Origin of the sequence: Roseovarius sp. MBR-78 (assembly GCF_040547535.1) — a bacterium.
In the GTDB taxonomy this organism is placed as follows: Bacteria; Pseudomonadota; Alphaproteobacteria; order Rhodobacterales; family Rhodobacteraceae; genus Roseovarius.
Genome location: NZ_JBEPPX010000005.1, coordinates 132,980 through 148,539, shown reverse-complemented (window position 1 = coordinate 148,539; position 15,560 = coordinate 132,980). Strand labels below are relative to the sequence as shown.

Annotated in this window: 17 protein-coding genes and 1 riboswitch; of the genes, 10 read left to right on the top strand and 7 right to left on the bottom strand. The window is 66.6% G+C overall.

Annotated elements, in window-relative coordinates; all coding sequences use genetic code 11:
* The first annotated feature begins 37 nt into the window (after nucleotides 1–37).
* Complete coding sequence (locus ABIE58_RS05830; RefSeq protein ID WP_354543748.1) at nucleotides 38–1,039, top strand: polyprenyl synthetase family protein; 1,002 nt, start codon at nucleotides 38–40, stop codon at nucleotides 1,037–1,039.
* Here the strand turns inward: ABIE58_RS05830 and ABIE58_RS05825 are convergent.
* From ABIE58_RS05825 to ABIE58_RS05815, 3 genes are all read right to left on the bottom strand, one after another.
* On the bottom strand, nucleotides 1,032–1,847 hold the full coding sequence (locus tag ABIE58_RS05825) for a 4-(cytidine 5'-diphospho)-2-C-methyl-D-erythritol kinase (RefSeq protein WP_354543820.1): 816 nt from the start codon (nucleotides 1,845–1,847) through the stop codon (nucleotides 1,032–1,034). The genes ABIE58_RS05830 and ABIE58_RS05825 overlap by 8 nt on opposite strands.
* A gap of 174 nt (nucleotides 1,848–2,021) precedes the next feature.
* Nucleotides 2,022–3,728, bottom strand: coding sequence for a tetratricopeptide repeat protein (locus tag ABIE58_RS05820; protein WP_354543747.1), 1,707 nt, complete (start codon nucleotides 3,726–3,728; stop codon nucleotides 2,022–2,024).
* Between the two features lie 107 nt (nucleotides 3,729–3,835).
* Nucleotides 3,836–5,485 carry an electron transfer flavoprotein-ubiquinone oxidoreductase gene (locus ABIE58_RS05815; protein ID WP_354543746.1) on the bottom strand — a complete coding sequence of 550 codons (1,650 nt, stop codon included), beginning with the start codon at nucleotides 5,483–5,485 and terminating at the stop codon, nucleotides 3,836–3,838.
* 279 nt (nucleotides 5,486–5,764) lie between these two features.
* On the opposite strand from ABIE58_RS05815, the gene greA reads away from it, so the two are divergent.
* The 8 genes from greA to ABIE58_RS05775 all read left to right on the top strand — a co-directional run bounded on the left by greA (nucleotide 5,765) and on the right by ABIE58_RS05775 (nucleotide 11,516).
* Nucleotides 5,765–6,235: a transcription elongation factor GreA gene (gene greA / locus ABIE58_RS05810; RefSeq protein WP_354543745.1), complete on the top strand. Its 471-nt coding sequence runs from the start codon at nucleotides 5,765–5,767 to the stop codon at nucleotides 6,233–6,235.
* Between the two features lie 15 nt (nucleotides 6,236–6,250).
* On the top strand, nucleotides 6,251–7,249 hold the full coding sequence (locus tag ABIE58_RS05805) for a hypothetical protein (RefSeq protein ID WP_354543744.1): 999 nt from the start codon (nucleotides 6,251–6,253) through the stop codon (nucleotides 7,247–7,249).
* 376 nt (nucleotides 7,250–7,625) lie between these two features.
* Nucleotides 7,626–8,081 carry a universal stress protein gene (locus ABIE58_RS05800; RefSeq protein ID WP_354543743.1) on the top strand — a complete coding sequence of 152 codons (456 nt, stop codon included), beginning with the start codon at nucleotides 7,626–7,628 and terminating at the stop codon, nucleotides 8,079–8,081.
* A 106-nt stretch (nucleotides 8,082–8,187) separates the two neighbouring features.
* Complete coding sequence (locus ABIE58_RS05795; RefSeq protein WP_354543742.1) at nucleotides 8,188–8,751, top strand: NifU family protein; 564 nt, start codon at nucleotides 8,188–8,190, stop codon at nucleotides 8,749–8,751.
* Nucleotides 8,741–9,319, top strand: coding sequence for a tRNA (adenosine(37)-N6)-threonylcarbamoyltransferase complex dimerization subunit type 1 TsaB (gene tsaB, locus ABIE58_RS05790; RefSeq protein WP_354543741.1), 579 nt, complete (start codon nucleotides 8,741–8,743; stop codon nucleotides 9,317–9,319). The genes ABIE58_RS05795 and tsaB overlap by 11 nt, the downstream gene beginning before the upstream one ends.
* On the top strand, nucleotides 9,309–9,725 hold the full coding sequence (locus ABIE58_RS05785; RefSeq protein WP_354543740.1) for a GNAT family N-acetyltransferase: 417 nt from the start codon (nucleotides 9,309–9,311) through the stop codon (nucleotides 9,723–9,725). Before tsaB ends, ABIE58_RS05785 begins: the two co-directional genes overlap by 11 nt.
* 118 nt (nucleotides 9,726–9,843) lie before the next feature.
* Complete coding sequence (locus ABIE58_RS05780) at nucleotides 9,844–10,761, top strand: sulfite exporter TauE/SafE family protein (protein ID WP_354543739.1); 918 nt, start codon at nucleotides 9,844–9,846, stop codon at nucleotides 10,759–10,761.
* Nucleotides 10,761–11,516 carry a TIGR02186 family protein gene (locus ABIE58_RS05775; protein ID WP_354543738.1) on the top strand — a complete coding sequence of 252 codons (756 nt, stop codon included), beginning with the start codon at nucleotides 10,761–10,763 and terminating at the stop codon, nucleotides 11,514–11,516. The genes ABIE58_RS05780 and ABIE58_RS05775 overlap by 1 nt, the downstream gene beginning before the upstream one ends.
* 20 nt (nucleotides 11,517–11,536) lie before the next feature.
* On the opposite strand, the gene ABIE58_RS05770 is transcribed toward ABIE58_RS05775, so the two are convergent.
* The gene (locus ABIE58_RS05770) at nucleotides 11,537–12,391 is read right to left on the bottom strand and encodes an NAD-dependent epimerase/dehydratase family protein (RefSeq protein ID WP_354543737.1); all 855 of its coding nucleotides are present in this window, start codon (nucleotides 12,389–12,391) and stop codon (nucleotides 11,537–11,539) included.
* 117 nt (nucleotides 12,392–12,508) lie between these two features.
* Nucleotides 12,509–12,629: riboswitch (TPP riboswitch) on the top strand.
* 106 nt (nucleotides 12,630–12,735) lie between these two features.
* Here ABIE58_RS05770 and thiC point away from each other — a divergent pair.
* Nucleotides 12,736–14,541, top strand: a complete 1,806-nt coding sequence (thiC, locus tag ABIE58_RS05765) for a phosphomethylpyrimidine synthase ThiC (RefSeq protein ID WP_354543736.1) — start codon at nucleotides 12,736–12,738, stop codon at nucleotides 14,539–14,541.
* A gap of 63 nt (nucleotides 14,542–14,604) precedes the next feature.
* On the opposite strand, the gene rplT is transcribed toward thiC, so the two are convergent.
* From rplT to ABIE58_RS05750, 3 genes are all read right to left on the bottom strand, one after another.
* Nucleotides 14,605–14,970, bottom strand: coding sequence for a 50S ribosomal protein L20 (rplT, locus tag ABIE58_RS05760; RefSeq protein ID WP_354543735.1), 366 nt, complete (start codon nucleotides 14,968–14,970; stop codon nucleotides 14,605–14,607).
* A 14-nt stretch (nucleotides 14,971–14,984) separates the two neighbouring features.
* The gene (rpmI, locus tag ABIE58_RS05755; RefSeq protein WP_354543734.1) at nucleotides 14,985–15,185 is read right to left on the bottom strand and encodes a 50S ribosomal protein L35; all 201 of its coding nucleotides are present in this window, start codon (nucleotides 15,183–15,185) and stop codon (nucleotides 14,985–14,987) included.
* Between the two features lie 132 nt (nucleotides 15,186–15,317).
* Nucleotides 15,318–15,542, bottom strand: a complete 225-nt coding sequence (locus tag ABIE58_RS05750; RefSeq protein ID WP_354543733.1) for a hypothetical protein — start codon at nucleotides 15,540–15,542, stop codon at nucleotides 15,318–15,320.
* Between the last annotated feature and the right edge of the window lie 18 nt (nucleotides 15,543–15,560).

Sequence of the window (15,560 nt, the reverse complement as noted above, 5' to 3'; positions counted from 1 at the left end):
GCATGATTTGTCGAGGGTCGGAGGTCGCAAAGAGAGGATGAGCTTGGACGAGGCAGCCACCAAACCGCACGAGGCCCTGGCCGCGCATCTCGCGCCCCGCCTCGACGCCGTCAACACGCTCATCCGCGCGCGCATGGCCTCGCGCCACGCGCCGCGCATCCCCGAGGTCACGGCCCACCTGATCGAGGCGGGCGGCAAGCGCCTGCGCCCGATGCTCACGCTGGCCTCTGCCGATCTGTGCGGCTATCGGGGCGATCACGATGTGCGCCTTGCCGCCACGGTGGAATTCATCCACACCGCCACGCTTTTGCACGATGACGTGGTCGACGAGAGCGCGAGCCGTCGCGGGCGGCCCACCGCCAACCTCTTGTGGGATAACAAGTCGAGCGTTCTGGTCGGCGATTACCTCTTTGCCCGCGCCTTTCAGCTCATGGTCGAGACCGAATCGCTGCGCGTGCTCGACATCCTGTCGAATGCGGCGGCCACCATCGCCGAGGGCGAGGTGCTGCAACTGAGCACGGCGCGCGATCTTGCCACCACCGAGGCGCTTTATCTTCAGGTGGTGCGCGGCAAGACGGCGGCGCTGTTTTCGGCGGCGACGCAGGTGGGCGGCGTCATCGCCGCCGCGCCGGAACGCCAGATTGCCGCGCTTTATGATTACGGTGATGCGCTCGGCATCGCCTTTCAGATCGTCGATGACCTGCTCGATTATCAGGGCGACGCCAAAGCCACCGGCAAGAACGTGGGCGACGATTTCCGCGAGCGCAAGGTGACCCTGCCGGTGATCCGCGCTCTGGCGCAGGCCGATGATGACGAGCGCGCCTTCTGGCGGCGCACCATCGAGAAGGGCGATCAGCAGGGCGGCGATCTCGAGCGCGCGCTTGATATCCTGCGCACGCGCGGCGCGCTCGATGAAACCCGCGCCGCGGCGATGCAGTGGATCACGGATGCGCGCGCGGCGCTTGACGTGCTGCCCGTGCATCCGGTGCGCGACATGCTCGATGCGCTCGCCGGTTACGTGGTCGCGCGCCTTACCTGAGCCGCGTCGCCACCACCCACCAATCGGGCCGCGCCTCTGCGATCCGCGCCGCCGCACGCGCGGCGGCCCCGCTATCGGGGTAAATCCCGAAACAGGTCGCCCCCGATCCCGACATCCGCGCCAGCGCGCAGCCCTCGGTGGCGCGCAGCCGTTCCAGCACCACGCCGATCTCGGGGCAGAGTGCTTGTGCCGGGGCCTCCAGATCGTTGCGCTGCGTGGCCAGCCAGCGCGCGCAATCGCCCGCGTCACGCCAGCCGGGCAGCGCCTCGGGCATTGCGGCAGTGTCGCGCCGCTCCAGCCTTGCGAAGACCTCGGGCGTGGCCACCGGGAGGCGCGGATTGACCAGCACCGCGTCGAGCATCGGTAGCCCCGCCACCGGGGCCACATCCTCGCCGATCCCGCGCATCCGCGCCGCCCGTGCCAAGAGGCAAACGGGCACATCCGCCCCCAGCCCCAGCGCCTCGGGCAGGGCCACGCCGCCAAGCCGCGCCAAGGCCCGCAAGCACGCCGCTGCATCGCTCGATCCGCCGCCGATCCCGGCCGCCGCGGGCAGGTGTTTTTCCAGCGTGATCGCGGCCTCTACCCCGATCAGCGCGGCGGCGCGCAGCACCGAATTATCCGCGCCTTCCGGCACATCCCCGGCCATCGACCCGGTCACGCGCAGCGAGACCGCATCGGCGCGCGCGACGTGCACCCGGTCGCCCGCTCCGGCAAAGACCACCAGCGAATCGAGCAGGTGATAGCCGTCGGCGCGGCGGCCCGTGACATGCAGGGTAAGGTTGATCTTGGCCGGGGCGGCCTCGGTGATGCCGCCGTCAGACTGTGACGCGTTCAATCGCATTCACGCGCACCCTGATAGGGTCTCGCTGCGCGGCGGGCTTCGCCCTTGATTCCGCGCAAGGGGGGTTCGCCCTGGATGGCAGCAACAGGCCAGAAACGTCCCCCCGTGCACCAACGGCCACGTTGCGCCCGCTCTCTATCGCTAGCGCCCGTCATCGACCACCCGGAGCGGCTCTGCGCCCTCTTCGGCCAGCACTGCGTCCAGCCCGATCTCGAGCTTGCGTCGCACCCGCTCGGCCTCCAGATCGGGCGAGGGCGAGGTCTTGTGCAGCGACAGCGCGCGCCGCCACTGAAACCGCGCCTCGACCTTGCGATCCACCGCCCAGAGCACATCGCCCAGATGGTCGTTGACCACCGGATCGGTGGGCATCAACTCGGCGGCGTGCTCCATATGGCCCACGGCCTCGTCATAGCGGCCCAGCCGGTAGAGCACCCAACCAAGGCTGTCCACGATATAGCCGCTATCGGGGCGCGCCGCAGCGGCGCGCTCGATCATGCCCAGCGCCTCGTCCAGGTTGACGCTTTGTTCGACCATCGAATAGCCCAGATAGTTGAGCACTTGCGGGTGATCCGGGTTCAGTTCCAGCGCGCGGCGGAAATCGGCCTCTGCCTTTGGCCAGTTGCCCTGCCGCTCGTGCGATATGGCGCGCACGTAATAGACAAACCATTGCGGGTTGTTGCGCGCCTTCAGCAAGGCGATGGCGCGGTCATAAGAGGCGACGGCCTCGGCATATTCTTCCTGTTCGCGGTGCAGATCGCCCAACGCGACATGGATATCCACGATCTCGGGAAAGGCGCGGGCAAGCTGCCCCAGAACCTCGGCGGCGGCGTCGGGCTTGTCGGTTTCGCGCAGCGCCTCGGCGCGGCCAAGCTCGGCGGTGTAGAACGCCGGATGATCGCGCGGCACGCTGGCATAGGCCTCGATGGCAAGGGCGTATTGCTTCATGCTTTGCAGCGTCTCGGCGACGGTGATGGTGGCGTCCACATGGCCCGGCGCGATGGCCTCTGCGGCGCGGGCATAGATCAGGACGAACTCGTTATTGGCCTCCTGCACGAGCGCGCGCGCCAGCGAAAAGAACACCTCTGCCACGCCACCGCGCGGGCCTGTTACCGCCGTGAACGGCACCGTCTCGCCCGCCGCGATCCGCGCGCGCAGCGCCGCGACGCCCGGATCGGGATCGGTGCCGAACGCATCGTCGATGATGCTCAGCGCGCGCTCGGCCTCGCCCAACTGGCTCAAAACCTGCGCCCAGGCGATGACCCCGCTGCGCGTGCGCTGCACGGGGCCGTCGGATTCGCCGGAAAACACGGCATCGGCGGCCTCGAAATCGCCCACCACCGCGAGCGCCAGCGCCTTGTGATAAAGCGCGAAGTTGCGCAAGCCGCGCTCCTCGGCCAGCGCGTCGATGCGTTTGAGCGCCGCCGACATGTCGCCGCGCCCGAGCTCGGCCCAGGCCGCGATCATGCCATCAGCGAGGTCGCCCGCCCCGCGATCCGCCTCGATCCGCGCCAGCAGGGCGGCCCAGTCCTCGTTGCGCGCCGCCTCGACGATGAGCGGGATTTGCGCCACGCGGCTCGGGGTGCCGTCGGCCTCCATCTTCCGCGCGACCGCCGCCGCGCGGTCCACCTCGCCCAGCGCCATATAGGCGAATGCCGCGTTTTCCAGGATCGAGGCATTGCCCGGATCGCGCGCCAGCGCCTGCGCGTAATACCGCGCGGCGGCGGCGAAATCACCCTGCGCGCGGGCGTTTTGCGCGGCGAGATAAGCCCCCGAGGGCACCTGTGCGAGGGCCTGACCGCCCATCATCAAGACCACGGCAAGAGCGGCCAGAAAGCTGCGATGGATCACGAATGCGCCCCTTCTTGATAGCGAATATGACTTGAACCTAGTGTCCCGCCCCGCCCAAGGCAATGCGCCGCGACCCGGGCGCGCGCCGCCGCGCGGTCACGCCTGCGTCACATGTTGGGATAATTCGGGCCGTCGCCGCCCTGCGGCGTGACCCAGGTGATGTTCCGGCTCGGGTCCTTGATGTCGCAGGTCTTGCAATGCACGCAGTTCTGGAAGTTTATGACGAAACGCGGCTCGCGCCCCTCCTCATGCACCACCTCGTAGACGCCCGCCGGGCAATAGCGCTGCGCCGGTTCGGCGTATTCGGGCAGGTTGACCGCGATCGGCACGTCCCTGTCGGCCAGCCGCAGGTGGCAGGGCTGGCTTTCCTCGTGGTTGGTCATCGCGAAACTGACATTGGTCAGCCGGTCGAAACTCAGCTTGCCATCGGGTTTGGGATAGTCGATGGGCGCGTGGTCGCGGGCCTTGCCGGTCGCCTCGGCATCGGATTTGCCATGCCGCAGCGTGCCCAGAAGGCTGAACCCGGCGGTGTTGGTCCACATGTCGAACCCGCCCAGCGCGAGCGAGGTCAGCAGGCCGTATTTCGACCAAAGCGGCTTGACGTTGCGCACCTTTTTCAGGTCGCGGCCAATCGCGCCCTCGCGCACTTCGGTCTCGTAATCGCTCAACTCGTCGCTGGCGCGGCCTGCCTTGATCGCGGCGTGCGCGGCCTCGGCGGCGGCCTTGCCCGAGAGCATCGCGTTGTGATTGCCCTTGATGCGCGGCACGTTGACCATGCCGACCGAGCAGCCCAGAAGCGCCACGCCGGGTGCCACCATCTTGGGCATCGACTGCCAGCCCCCCTCGGAAATCGCCCGCGCGCCATAGGCCACGCGCTTGCCGCCTTTGAGCAGTTCGGCAACCATCGGGTGATGCTTGAAGCGCTGGAATTCCATATAGGGAAACAGGTGCGGGTTCGCATAGTTGAGATGGACTACGAAACCCACATAAACCTGATTGTTCTCAAGATGATAGATGAACGACCCGCCGCCCGCATTGCTGCCCAGCGGCCAGCCCATCGTATGCGTAACCGTGCCTTGTCGGTGCTTCTCGGGGTCGATCTCCCAGATTTCCTTCATGCCGAGGCCGTATTTCTGCGGCTCTTTTCCGGCGCTCAGGTCGTATTTCGCGATCACCTCCTTGGACAGGCTGCCGCGCACGCCCTCGCTCAGGAACACGTATTTGCCCAAGAGCTCCATCCCCGGCTCATAGCTTGGCCCCGGCGTGCCGTCAGGCTCGCGCCCGAACTCGCCCGCGACCACGCCGCGCACCTCGCCCGCCTCGCCATAGACGATCTCCGAGCAGGACATGCCGGGGAAAATCTCGACCCCCAGCGCCTCGGCCTGTTCGGCCATCCAGCGGCAGACATTGCCCATCGACACGATGTAATTGCCGTGATTGTTCATCAGGGGCGGCATCGGCCAGTTGGGCACGCGGATGCGGCCCCCCTCGCCAAGCATGTAGAAATTATCCTCGGTCACGGGGGTGTTGAGCGGCGCGCCGCGCGCCTTCCAGTCGGGGATGAGCGCATCGAGGCCCACCGGATCAAGCACCGCGCCCGACAGGATATGCGCGCCCACTTCCGAGCCCTTTTCCAGCACCACGACGTTAAGATCGGCGTCAAGCTGCTTGAGCCGGATCGCCGCCGAGAGGCCCGCAGGCCCCGCGCCGACGATCACCACGTCATATTCCATCGCTTCGCGTGTCGCTTCGGTCATGGTGTCCATCCTTCTTTCGGCATGCGCCGCGATCATTTGTCCGCGCGCAACAAAGTTGCGAATGTGACTAGCGCGTGCCCGCTTGAGGCGTCAATTGAAACACGACGTTATGGCGCACCGAAACCGGCAATTTGTCACGCCCGCCCGCGCCAAATCCGCCGGTCCCGGCGATCACCCCTTGCAATGGGGCGGGCGCATCGTGCAGTCTCACTTGCACAAGTGAAAAGCAACAACGGGGCTGCGGGTGCGCGGCCCCTCTGTCGATGATGGACGTGTGTAATGGAAAAGATACCGATGACAGCCGCCGGTCACGAGGCGCTTGAGAAAGAACTCAAGCACCTCAAATCGGTCGAGCGCCCCGCCATCATCCGCGCCATCGCCGAGGCGCGCGAACATGGTGATCTCAGCGAGAATGCCGAATACCATTCCGCCAAGGAAAAGCAGTCTTTCATCGAGGGCCGCATCAAGGAGGTCGAGGGTATCCTCAGCCGCGCCGAGGTGATCGACCCCAAACGCCTGTCGGGCGCGATCAAGTTCGGGGCTACGGTCACGCTCATCGATGAGGATACCGAGGACGAGCACACCTGGCAGATCGTCGGCGAGCACGAGGCCAATATCGAACAGGGCCTCTTGAACATGAAATCGCCCATCGCCCGCGCCCTTATCGGCAAAGAAGAGGGCGACAGCGTCGAGGTGCGCACCCCCGGTGGCGACCGCGCCTACGAGGTGGTCAAGATCGCCTATATCTGACAGGCCGCCCCGGACATGGCCCAGCCCCCAACCCCTCGCCGCGATCCCGCCGGGCCTCTGCGCGATCGCCTGACCGCGGTCGAGATCGCGGCGGCGCTGCTGTCGGTGGCCTGGCTTGCCGGGACGGCGCTGTATTTCCTGGTGCTCGCGCCGGGGCCCGAGGCGGCGGCGGGGGCGCTGCATTTCGTCACCGTGCTGATCGCGGTGTTCATGCCGGTGGCGATGCTTTGGGTGGGTGCGACCGCCGCCCGCGCCAGCCGCACCATGCGCGAGGAAAGCGCGAGGCTCCGCGCCGCCATCGACGCCATCCGAGAGGCCTATATCGCGCAAAATCAGTCACTTGGCGCGACCGTGGACAAGACCGTGGCGCAGAAACTCGACGAGATCGTTGCCGCCCAGCGCAAGACCGAGACCGCGCTCGCCACCTTCTCCTCGGTGCGCGTGTCCGAACCGCCGCGCCCGGTGCGCCCCGCGCCGCCGCCAGAGCAGCCCGGCGATCAGGTGGCGCTGCCGCTTGGCACCCCGGCCGAGGAAACCGCGCCACCGCTGGAGCGCGCCGATTTCATCCGCGCGCTCAATTTCCCCGAAAACCCCGAGGACAAGGCCGGGTTCACCGCGCTGCGCCGCGCACTCAAGGACCGGCCCACCGCGCAGCTTGTGCGTGCCTCGCAGGATGTGCTCACCCTTCTGGCGCAGGACGGCATCTATATGGATGACCTGCGCCCCGACATGGCCCGCCCCGAAATCTGGCGTCGCTTTGCCGAAGGCGAGCGCGGCCGCGCCATCGCCGCCCTGGGTGGCATCCGCGACCGTTCCTCGCTCGCGCTCACCGCCGCGCGGATGAAGCAGGACACGATCTTTCGCGACGCGGCGCACCATTTCCTGCGGCTGTTTGATCGCATGGTGTCGGATTTCGCCGAGACCGCCTCGGACGCCGAAATATCCGATCTGTCCCAAACCCGCACCGCCCGCGCCTTCATGCTCTTGGGGCGCATCAGCGGCACGTTTGATTGAGTTTGGGGGTGGTGGGGCGTCGCCACGGGCTTGTTGCTGCCGTTGGATCGCCGCGCATCGACGGGCCGCGGCGCGGCGATCCAACGTGAGTTTGGGTGCGCTTTATCTCGCCAAACCCGAAAACCCTCAGAGGATGGCGCAGGTTGCAGCCAAATCGCCGTGCCGGGGGGCGGCCCGGCGATGCGCGGCGGCGCGCCAAGGCGCGCCTCGATTCCGCGCAAGGGGGCTAGCCTTGAATGTCCCCTCCAGGCCATGAACGTTCCCTCGTGCAGGCCCAGGCACGTTGCGCCTGATGTCGAGCGCTTGCCTCCCCGTTCACCTCTCTTGCCCCGCCGCGCGTTCCGGGTCATGATGCCCGCCGGAGGGAGACCGTTCCATGCGCAAGTTTCTCGTGGTGCTCGATGACAGCCGCGAATGCCTCAACGCGATGCGGTTCGCGGCGATGCGTGCGGCGCATACCGGCGGCGGGGTGGCGATCCTGTCGGTGATCCCGCCCGATGAATTCAACCACTGGATCGGCGTCGGCGATATCATGCGCCAGGAGGCCCGCGAGCGGATCGAGGCGCATTTCGAGGTTTTCGCCAAGTGGATGCGCGACAAGCAGGGCGTCGACCCCGAGCTTGTCATCCGCGAGGGAGAGCCGGTGACCGAGATCATGGCGCATGTCCGCGACGATGCAGAGATCGGCGTGCTTGTTCTCGGGGCCGCCGGTGACAAGAAGGGGCCGGGCCCGCTGGTCACGCAACTCACCCGCAACGCCGGCGGGCTGCCGATCCCGATCACCATCGTGCCGGGCGACCTGAGCAAGGAGCGGCTCGAGGCGATCACCTGAACCGGTAGGCTGGCGCAGAGATGGCAAAGTTTGGAATCGTTCCAAACCTTGACTCGCGGTGCCCCGGCGCGCATATCTGACATAGCTGCAAAAGGGGCCTTTTTCGATGTTCATCCAGACCGAATCCACACCCAACCCCGCGACGCTCAAGTTTTTGCCGGGTCAATCCGTGCTCGACGCGGGCACCGCCGATTTTCCGAGCGCCGAGGGGGCCGAGGCCTCGCCGCTGGCCGCGCGCCTCTTTCGCGTGCCGGGGGTGTCGGGGGTGTTTCTCGGCAATGATTTCGTCACCGTCACCAAGGCCGAGGCGATCGAGTGGGACCATGTCAAACCCGCCATTCTTGGCGCGATCATGGAGCATTACCAATCCGGTCAGCCGGTCATGGCCGATGCCGGTGGAGGCACCTCGGGCCATGCCGATCACAGCGGCGAGGATTCGGAAATCGTAGGCCAGATCAAGGAGTTGCTTGATACCCGCGTGCGCCCTGCGGTGGCACAGGATGGCGGCGACATCACCTTTCACGGCTTTGATCGCGGCGTGGTCTACCTGCATATGCAAGGGGCCTGCGCGGGATGCCCGTCCTCGACCATCACCCTCAAGATGGGGATCGAGAACCTGTTGCGCCACTACATCCCCGAGGTGACGGAGGTGCGCCCCGTTGGGCTCTGAGCCGCTGACACTGGGGTTCGACACATCGGCCGCGCATTGCGCGGCCGCTTTGCTGTCGGGCGAACGGGTTCTCGCGGCCCGCGCCGAGGAGATGGCGCGCGGGCAGGCGGAACGGCTCATTCCGCTCCTCGAAGAGGTGCTGGCCGAGGGTGGGAAGCGCTGGCGCGATCTGGACCGCATCGGCGTCGGCATCGGCCCCGGCAACTTCACCGGTATCCGTATTGCCGTCGCCGCAGCGCGGGGGCTGGCGCTGTCGCTGGATATTTCTGCCTTTGGAATCAGCACTTTCGATGTGATTGTTGCGTGCGGACACGGCCAGACACCCGCCGTGCCCGCCCCGCGCGGCATGGCGCATATCCGTGCATCCGGCGGGGGCTATGCGCTGGTTGCGGCAACGGATCTGCCAGATCCGGCGTGGCCACCGGCCCCCGTCGATGTGGCGCAGGCGATCGCGCGCCTGGCGCAAACAGCCCCCGCCGACGCCCCTCCGCCAGCGCCGCTTTATGTCCGGCCCGCCGACGCCGCCCCCGCCCGCGATGCGCCGCCGGTGATCCTCGATGACGCCTGAGGCGCTGGCCGCCACCCATGCGCGCGCCTTTGCGGGGCAGGGGCGGGGCTGGTCGGCGGCGGAATTTGCGGCCCTTCTGGCAAGCCCGCTGGTCTTTGTTGCGGGCGAGGCGCAGTCCTTTGCCCTTGGCCGGGTGATCGCCGATGAGGCGGAATTGCTGACGCTGGCCACCGATCCCGCCGCCCGCCGCAAGGGCCGCGCCCGCACCGCCCTTGCCGGGTTCGAGGCCGGGGCACGGGCGCGCGGGGCCGTGCGCGGCTTTCTCGAGGTGGCCGAGGATAACATGGCCGCCCGCGCGCTCTATGCCGCGTGCCAGTGGCGCGAGGCGGCGCGCCGCGCGGCCTATTACCCGCGGGCGGGCGGGCAGGCAGTGGATGCGCTCGTGTTGGAAAAACGCTGGGGCTGAGCCGCGCGCCTTCGCACCTTCTGAAGCATACATTTCGGCAACAAGAATTTACCGCCCGGCCCGCCCCTCGCCGCGCCACTCCCTTGCATGTCGCGGCGTCATCGGGCTAGGAATTGTCATGCAGATTTATCTCCCCATCGCCGAGGTTTCGGTCAACGCCTTCCTGCTTCTGGGGCTGGGCGGCATCGTGGGGGTGCTGTCGGGCATGTTCGGGGTGGGCGGCGGCTTTCTGATGACGCCCTTGCTGTTCTTCATCGGCATCCCGCCCGCTGTTGCGGTGGCAACCGAGGCCAACCAGATCGTCGCCTCGTCCTTTTCCGGTGTGCTGGCGCATCTGCGGCGAAAGACCGTCGATCTGAGGATGGGCACGGTGCTGCTGGTGGGCGGCCTCGTCGGGGCAGCGCTGGGCGTTATCCTATTCAACTATCTGAAATCATTGGGCCAGGTCGATCTTCTGGTCAAGCTGTGCTACGTTCTGTTTCTGGGCGCGATCGGCGGGCTCATGTTCATCGAGAGCCTGCGCGCGATCCGCAACACCCGCCGTGGCACCGCCCCCAAGCGCAAGAAGCATGGCTGGGTTCACAAGCTGCCCCTGAAGATGCGGTTCCGCACCTCGGGGCTTTATATCTCGGTGATCCCCCCGCTTGTGGTCGGGGTGTCGGTGGGCGTGCTGGCGGCGATCATGGGGGTGGGAGGCGGCTTTGTCATGGTGCCGGCGATGATCTATATCCTCGGGATGCCGACCAAGGTGGTGGTGGGCACCTCGCTTTTCCAGATCATTTTCGTCACCGCCTTCACCACGCTTCTGCACGCGACCACGAACTATACCGTCGATGTGGCGCTGGCGGTGCTGTTGCTGGTGGGCGGCGTGATCGGCGCGCAGATCGGCACAATGATCGGCACCCGGATGAAGGCCGAACAGTTGCGCATATGGTTGGCCATTATGGTGCTCGCGGTCTGCGGCAAGCTGGCGCTCGATCTGCTGCTCACGCCGTCAGAGCTTTATTCCATCGCCACCGGCGCGGGGGGGCATTGATGCTGCGCCTCGCGCTTCTGTTCTGTCTCGCGGCGCTGCCCTTGCGCGCCGAGGAGGTGGTGCTGGGCCTGTCCAAGGACCGCGTGGCGATCACCGCCACTTTTGAGGGGTCCGATATCCTGATCTTCGGCGCGGTCAAGCGCGAGGCCCCGATCCCCGATATCCCGCTCGACGTGGTGATTACCGTGGCCGGGCCATCGCTGCCCGTGAGCGTGCGGCGCAAGGAGCGGGTTCTGGGCATCTGGGTCAATACCGACACGGTGGCGCTTGATTCCGCGCCCACATTCTATGCCGTGGCCAGCAGCGGCCCGCTCGAGCAGGTGCTGACCGATACCGAGGATTTGCGCCACCGGGTCTCGATCCCGCGCGCGATCCGCTCGGTCGGCGCGGCGAGCATGGCCGAGGATGTCGAGAGCTTTACCGACGCCCTGATCCGCATCCGCGAGCGCACGAATGCCTATCAGCTTTTGGAAAACAGCGTGGCGCTGGATGAGCAGACGCTGTTTCGCACCGCCATCAGCCTGCCCGCCAACCTGACCGAGGGGGCCTATCAGACGCGGATATTTCTCACCCGCGAGGGGCGGGTGGTGGCGCAGTTTGAGACGGTGATCGACGTGCGCAAGGTGGGGCTGGAGCGGTGGCTCTTTACCCTGTCGCGGCAGCAACCGCTGCTTTACGGGCTGATGTCGCTGGCCATCGCCATCGCCGCAGGCTGGAGCGCGTCGGCGGCGTTCCGGGTGTTGCGGCGGAACTGACGCAGATATGCTTACCCCGCTTATGCGGCGCTGCTCGCGTGCCATTGGCGGACCATCTCGGCGGCCGTGCTGTCCTTGGGGGCAAAATGGTGCAGCGCAGCGAGGCGGCGGCAATCGAGCGTGATGCGCTGATGGGCCTCGGGCGGGGCGGGGCGGGTCTCGTATCGCGCCCCCGCGGCCTGCGCCAGCGCGGTCATCGCCACCGGCACAGGTGCCGCGATGTTGAGCACATCCGGCAGCGGGTCGGCATGGCGGCAGAGCGTGGCCAGCACGGCGGCAAGGGTGGCGGGGCCGATATAGGAGCGCACCGGCCCGCCGCCATCGGCGAAGCGGTCGATCACCAGTGCGCCGTGCCCCCCCGCCACGTTGAGCAAGAGCGCATCCGCCCCCGCCACGTTGCCGATGCGCAGGCAGCATATCTCCATCCCGCGCGCGCGCCACGGCGCGCAGGCGGTCTCCATCTCGCGCTTGGCCGCGCCATAGGCGTTGACCGGGGCGGGGGGGGCATCCTCATCCATCGCCTCGCCCGCGCCATAGACCGCCGAGGACGACGCCAAAATCACCCGCGTGATCCCCGCCTGCGCGGCGGCGTCAACCGTGGCCTCGGCAATGGTGCGGTTGAGCGACAGGTCGCGCCCCGGCCCCGGCACCACCCCGGCAAGCGCCACCACCGCGCCAAAGCAGCGGCCTGCCCTGTCCGCATGGGCAAGAAGCGCCCCCGGCCCGTCGAGCGGATCCCAGCAGAGCGCGCCCGGATGGGGCCTGCGATATTGCGCGGTCAGCGCCTGCCGCCCTTGGGGCCAAGACCGCAGCACCATCCGCCCGACGCGGCCCGACGCCCCGGTCAGTAGAATATGGTCATCTGCCTTGGCCATCCATCGCCCTCTTTGCCCGCTGCGGGGCAGTGCCCGGCCCGAGAGGTGTAGCAATCAATCCGCGCGGCAGACAAGGCGCGGGTGCCGTCTTGTCCTGCCTTCGGTCATGCTCTAGCGTGATCCGTGCAGGGGAGTCCCGCCTTGGGGACTGAGAGGCTGACAGGTGGTGACACCGGTGACGCGACCCTTAGAACCTGATCCAGTTGATACTGGCGTAGGAAGCTAGGAATGGTCGTCTCCCCCGCGTGGGGTCTGCCATTGCGAACCGGGGGCAGAGTGCCCCCATGCCTCCCCGTCCACGGCTCATCTGGTCTCTTTGAAACCATGGCTCGAGGAGCACCAAAATGACCATCCTGACCACCCCCGCCGTGACCACCGGCCCCTTGCCCGCCTCGCGCAAGATTTACGTGGCGGGCGCGCTGCACGCAGATATCCGCGTGCCGATGCGCGAGATTTGCACCCACCCGACGGCGGGCGAGGCGCCCTTGCCTGTCTATGACAGTTCCGGCCCCTATACCGACCCCGAGGCTCAGACCGATATCGCGCGCGGCCTGCCCGCGCTGCGGCGCGGCTGGATCATGGCGCGCGGCGATGTGGCGGCCTATGAAGGCCGCCATGTGAGGCCTGAGGATAACGGCTTTGTCGAAGGTGACCGGCTGGTGCCGGAATTCCCGGTGCGCGGGCAACCCCTGCGTGGCATGGGCGGTGCGGCCCCCACGCAACTGGCCTATGCGCGCGCGGGCATCATCACGCCGGAAATGGAATTCGTCGCCATCCGCGAAAACCAGATGCGCGAGGCGGGTGCGGCACCGCGCGACGGCAACGACTGGGGCGCCAGCATCCCCGACCATGTGACGCCTGAGTTCGTGCGCGCCGAGATCGCGGCGGGCCGCGCCATCATCCCGGCCAATATCAACCATCCCGAGTTGGAGCCGATGATCATCGGGCGCAATTTCCTTGTGAAGATCAACGCCAATATGGGCACCTCCGCCGTCACCTCGTCTATGGAGGAAGAGGTGGAAAAACTCGTCTGGGCGATCCGCTGGGGCGCGGACACGGTGATGGACCTTTCCACCGGGCGCAACATCCACAACACCCGCGAATGGATCATCCGCAATTCCCCCGTCCCCATCGGCACCGTGCCGATCTATCAGGCGCTGGAAAAGGTGCATGGCGTGGCCGAGGATCTTACATGGGAGTTGTTCCGCGACACGCTGATCGAGCAGGCCGAACAGGGGGTGGACTATTTCACCATCCATGCGGGCGTGCGCCTGCACATGGTGCCGATGACGGTGGGTCGGGTCACGGGGATCGTGTCGCGCGGCGGCTCGATCATGGCCAAGTGGTGCCTGCATCACCACCGCGAGTCGTTCCTTTATGAGCATTTCGAGGAGATTTGCGACATATGCCGCCAATATGACGTGAGTTTCTCGCTGGGCGACGGGCTGCGCCCCGGCTCCATCGCCGATGCCAATGACGAAGCGCAATTCGCGGAACTGGAGACGCTGGGGGAGTTGACCAAGATCGCGTGGCGCAAGGACTGTCAGGTGATGATCGAAGGCCCCGGCCATGTCGCCATGCACAAGATCAAAGAGAACATGGAAAAGCAGCTAGAGTGCTGTCACGAGGCCCCCTTTTACACGCTCGGGCCACTCACCACCGATATTGCCCCCGGCTATGACCATATCACCAGCGGTATTGGCGCGGCGATGATCGGCTGGTTTGGCTGCGCGATGCTGTGCTACGTGACACCCAAGGAGCACCTTGGCCTGCCCGACCGCGACGACGTGAAAACCGGGGTCATCACCTACAAGATCGCGGCCCATGCCGCCGATCTGGCCAAGGGCCTACCCGGCGCGCAGCGGCGCGACGACGCGCTATCGCGCGCGCGGTTCGAATTCCGCTGGGAGGATCAGTTCAACCTGTCGCTTGATCCCGAAACCGCGCGCGATTTCCACGATCAGACCCTGCCCAAGGAGGCGCATAAGGTGGCGCATTTCTGCTCCATGTGCGGGCCGAAATTCTGCTCGATGAAGATCAGCCACGACATCCGCGCCGAGGCGCAGAAAGAGGGGATGGCGGCGATGGCCGAGAAATTCCGCGAAGGGGACGATCTTTACGTGCCGCTTGCCCCCGAGGCGGAGGCCTGAGACGGAAAACGCCGCCCGGTTGGGTCCGGGCGGCGCATCCTTGTCCCTCGTCTGAGACTGGCCTCAGGCGGCCAGCGCCTGCTTGGCCTGATCCACGATGGCGTTGAACGCTGCCGGTTCGTGCACGGCGAGATCGGCCAGAACCTTGCGATCCACCTCGACCCCGGCAAGCGCCAGGCCGTTGATGAAGCGCGAATAGGTCAGCCCCTCGTCATGGGCACGCACGGCGGCGTTGATCCGCTGGATCCACAGCGCGCGGAAATTGCGCTTGCGGTTCTTGCGGTCGCGCGTGGCGTATTGGTTGGCCTTGTCGACGGCCTGTGCGGCCACCTTGAAGGTGTTCTTGCGGCGACCGTAATAGCCCTTGGCTGCGGTCGTGACTTTCTTGTGACGGGCGTGGGTAACAACCCCACCTTTGACGCGTGACATCTCTCAAATCCTCCTTAACGCGAATAGGGCATCATCGGTCGGATGATCCCCTCGTCAGCTTTGCTGAGCGTGGTGGTGCCACGCGCGTTGCGGATGAACTTGTTGGTGCGCTTGATCATCCCGTGACGCTTGCCCGCCTGGGCGGTGATGATCTTGCCAGTAGCGGACACCTTGAACCGCTTCTTGCAGCTCGACTTGGTCTTCATTTTGGGCATTTCCGGCTCCTTTTTCGGTCGGTCGTTCCGCGTGCCTCGGCATGCCACATCCAGCCGGACCAGCGGTTTGAGCGCGCCGTATACGCGAGGCCCGCGCCCGGTGCAAGGGCCGCGTTGCGCGCGCGGGGGGCTTCAGGGCAGATAGCGCGCGATCACGGTCAGGATCACGGCGGGCACCTCGGCGAGCTTGTAGCCGCCGGGCTTGGTCGATACCGCCCAGATCACAAGGCCGCCCGCGATGACGAGGGTCAGCGCGCCGACACGCGGTGCCCGCCCATCCGAGATTGCCGATAAAAACGACGGCACCGACAGCACCCCAAGCACCGTTCCAACCGCCATTGCCAAATCCGCATCCATGATAACACACCCTGAAAA

Bases quoted from the DNA above. Each gene is read 5' to 3' on its own strand.
- ABIE58_RS05800 (WP_354543743.1), top strand. From the start codon at position 7,626: ATGCGCAAGTTTCTCGTGGTGCTCGATGACAGCCGCGAATGCCTCAAC.
- ABIE58_RS05785 (WP_354543740.1), top strand. From the start codon at position 9,309: ATGACGCCTGAGGCGCTGGCCGCCACCCATGCGCGCGCCTTTGCGGGG.
- ABIE58_RS05770 (WP_354543737.1), bottom strand. From the start codon at position 12,391: ATGGCCAAGGCAGATGACCATATTCTACTGACCGGGGCGTCGGGCCGC.
- thiC (WP_354543736.1), top strand. From the start codon at position 12,736: ATGACCATCCTGACCACCCCCGCCGTGACCACCGGCCCCTTGCCCGCC.
- greA (WP_354543745.1), top strand. From the start codon at position 5,765: ATGGAAAAGATACCGATGACAGCCGCCGGTCACGAGGCGCTTGAGAAA.
- ABIE58_RS05780 (WP_354543739.1), top strand. From the start codon at position 9,844: ATGCAGATTTATCTCCCCATCGCCGAGGTTTCGGTCAACGCCTTCCTG.
- rpmI (WP_354543734.1), bottom strand. From the start codon at position 15,185: ATGCCCAAAATGAAGACCAAGTCGAGCTGCAAGAAGCGGTTCAAGGTG.
- ABIE58_RS05795 (WP_354543742.1), top strand. From the start codon at position 8,188: ATGTTCATCCAGACCGAATCCACACCCAACCCCGCGACGCTCAAGTTT.
- ABIE58_RS05805 (WP_354543744.1), top strand. From the start codon at position 6,251: ATGGCCCAGCCCCCAACCCCTCGCCGCGATCCCGCCGGGCCTCTGCGC.
- ABIE58_RS05815 (WP_354543746.1), bottom strand. From the start codon at position 5,485: ATGACCGAAGCGACACGCGAAGCGATGGAATATGACGTGGTGATCGTC.
- ABIE58_RS05750 (WP_354543733.1), bottom strand. From the start codon at position 15,542: ATGGATGCGGATTTGGCAATGGCGGTTGGAACGGTGCTTGGGGTGCTG.
- ABIE58_RS05775 (WP_354543738.1), top strand. From the start codon at position 10,761: ATGCTGCGCCTCGCGCTTCTGTTCTGTCTCGCGGCGCTGCCCTTGCGC.
- ABIE58_RS05830 (WP_354543748.1), top strand. From the start codon at position 38: ATGAGCTTGGACGAGGCAGCCACCAAACCGCACGAGGCCCTGGCCGCG.
- rplT (WP_354543735.1), bottom strand. From the start codon at position 14,970: ATGTCACGCGTCAAAGGTGGGGTTGTTACCCACGCCCGTCACAAGAAA.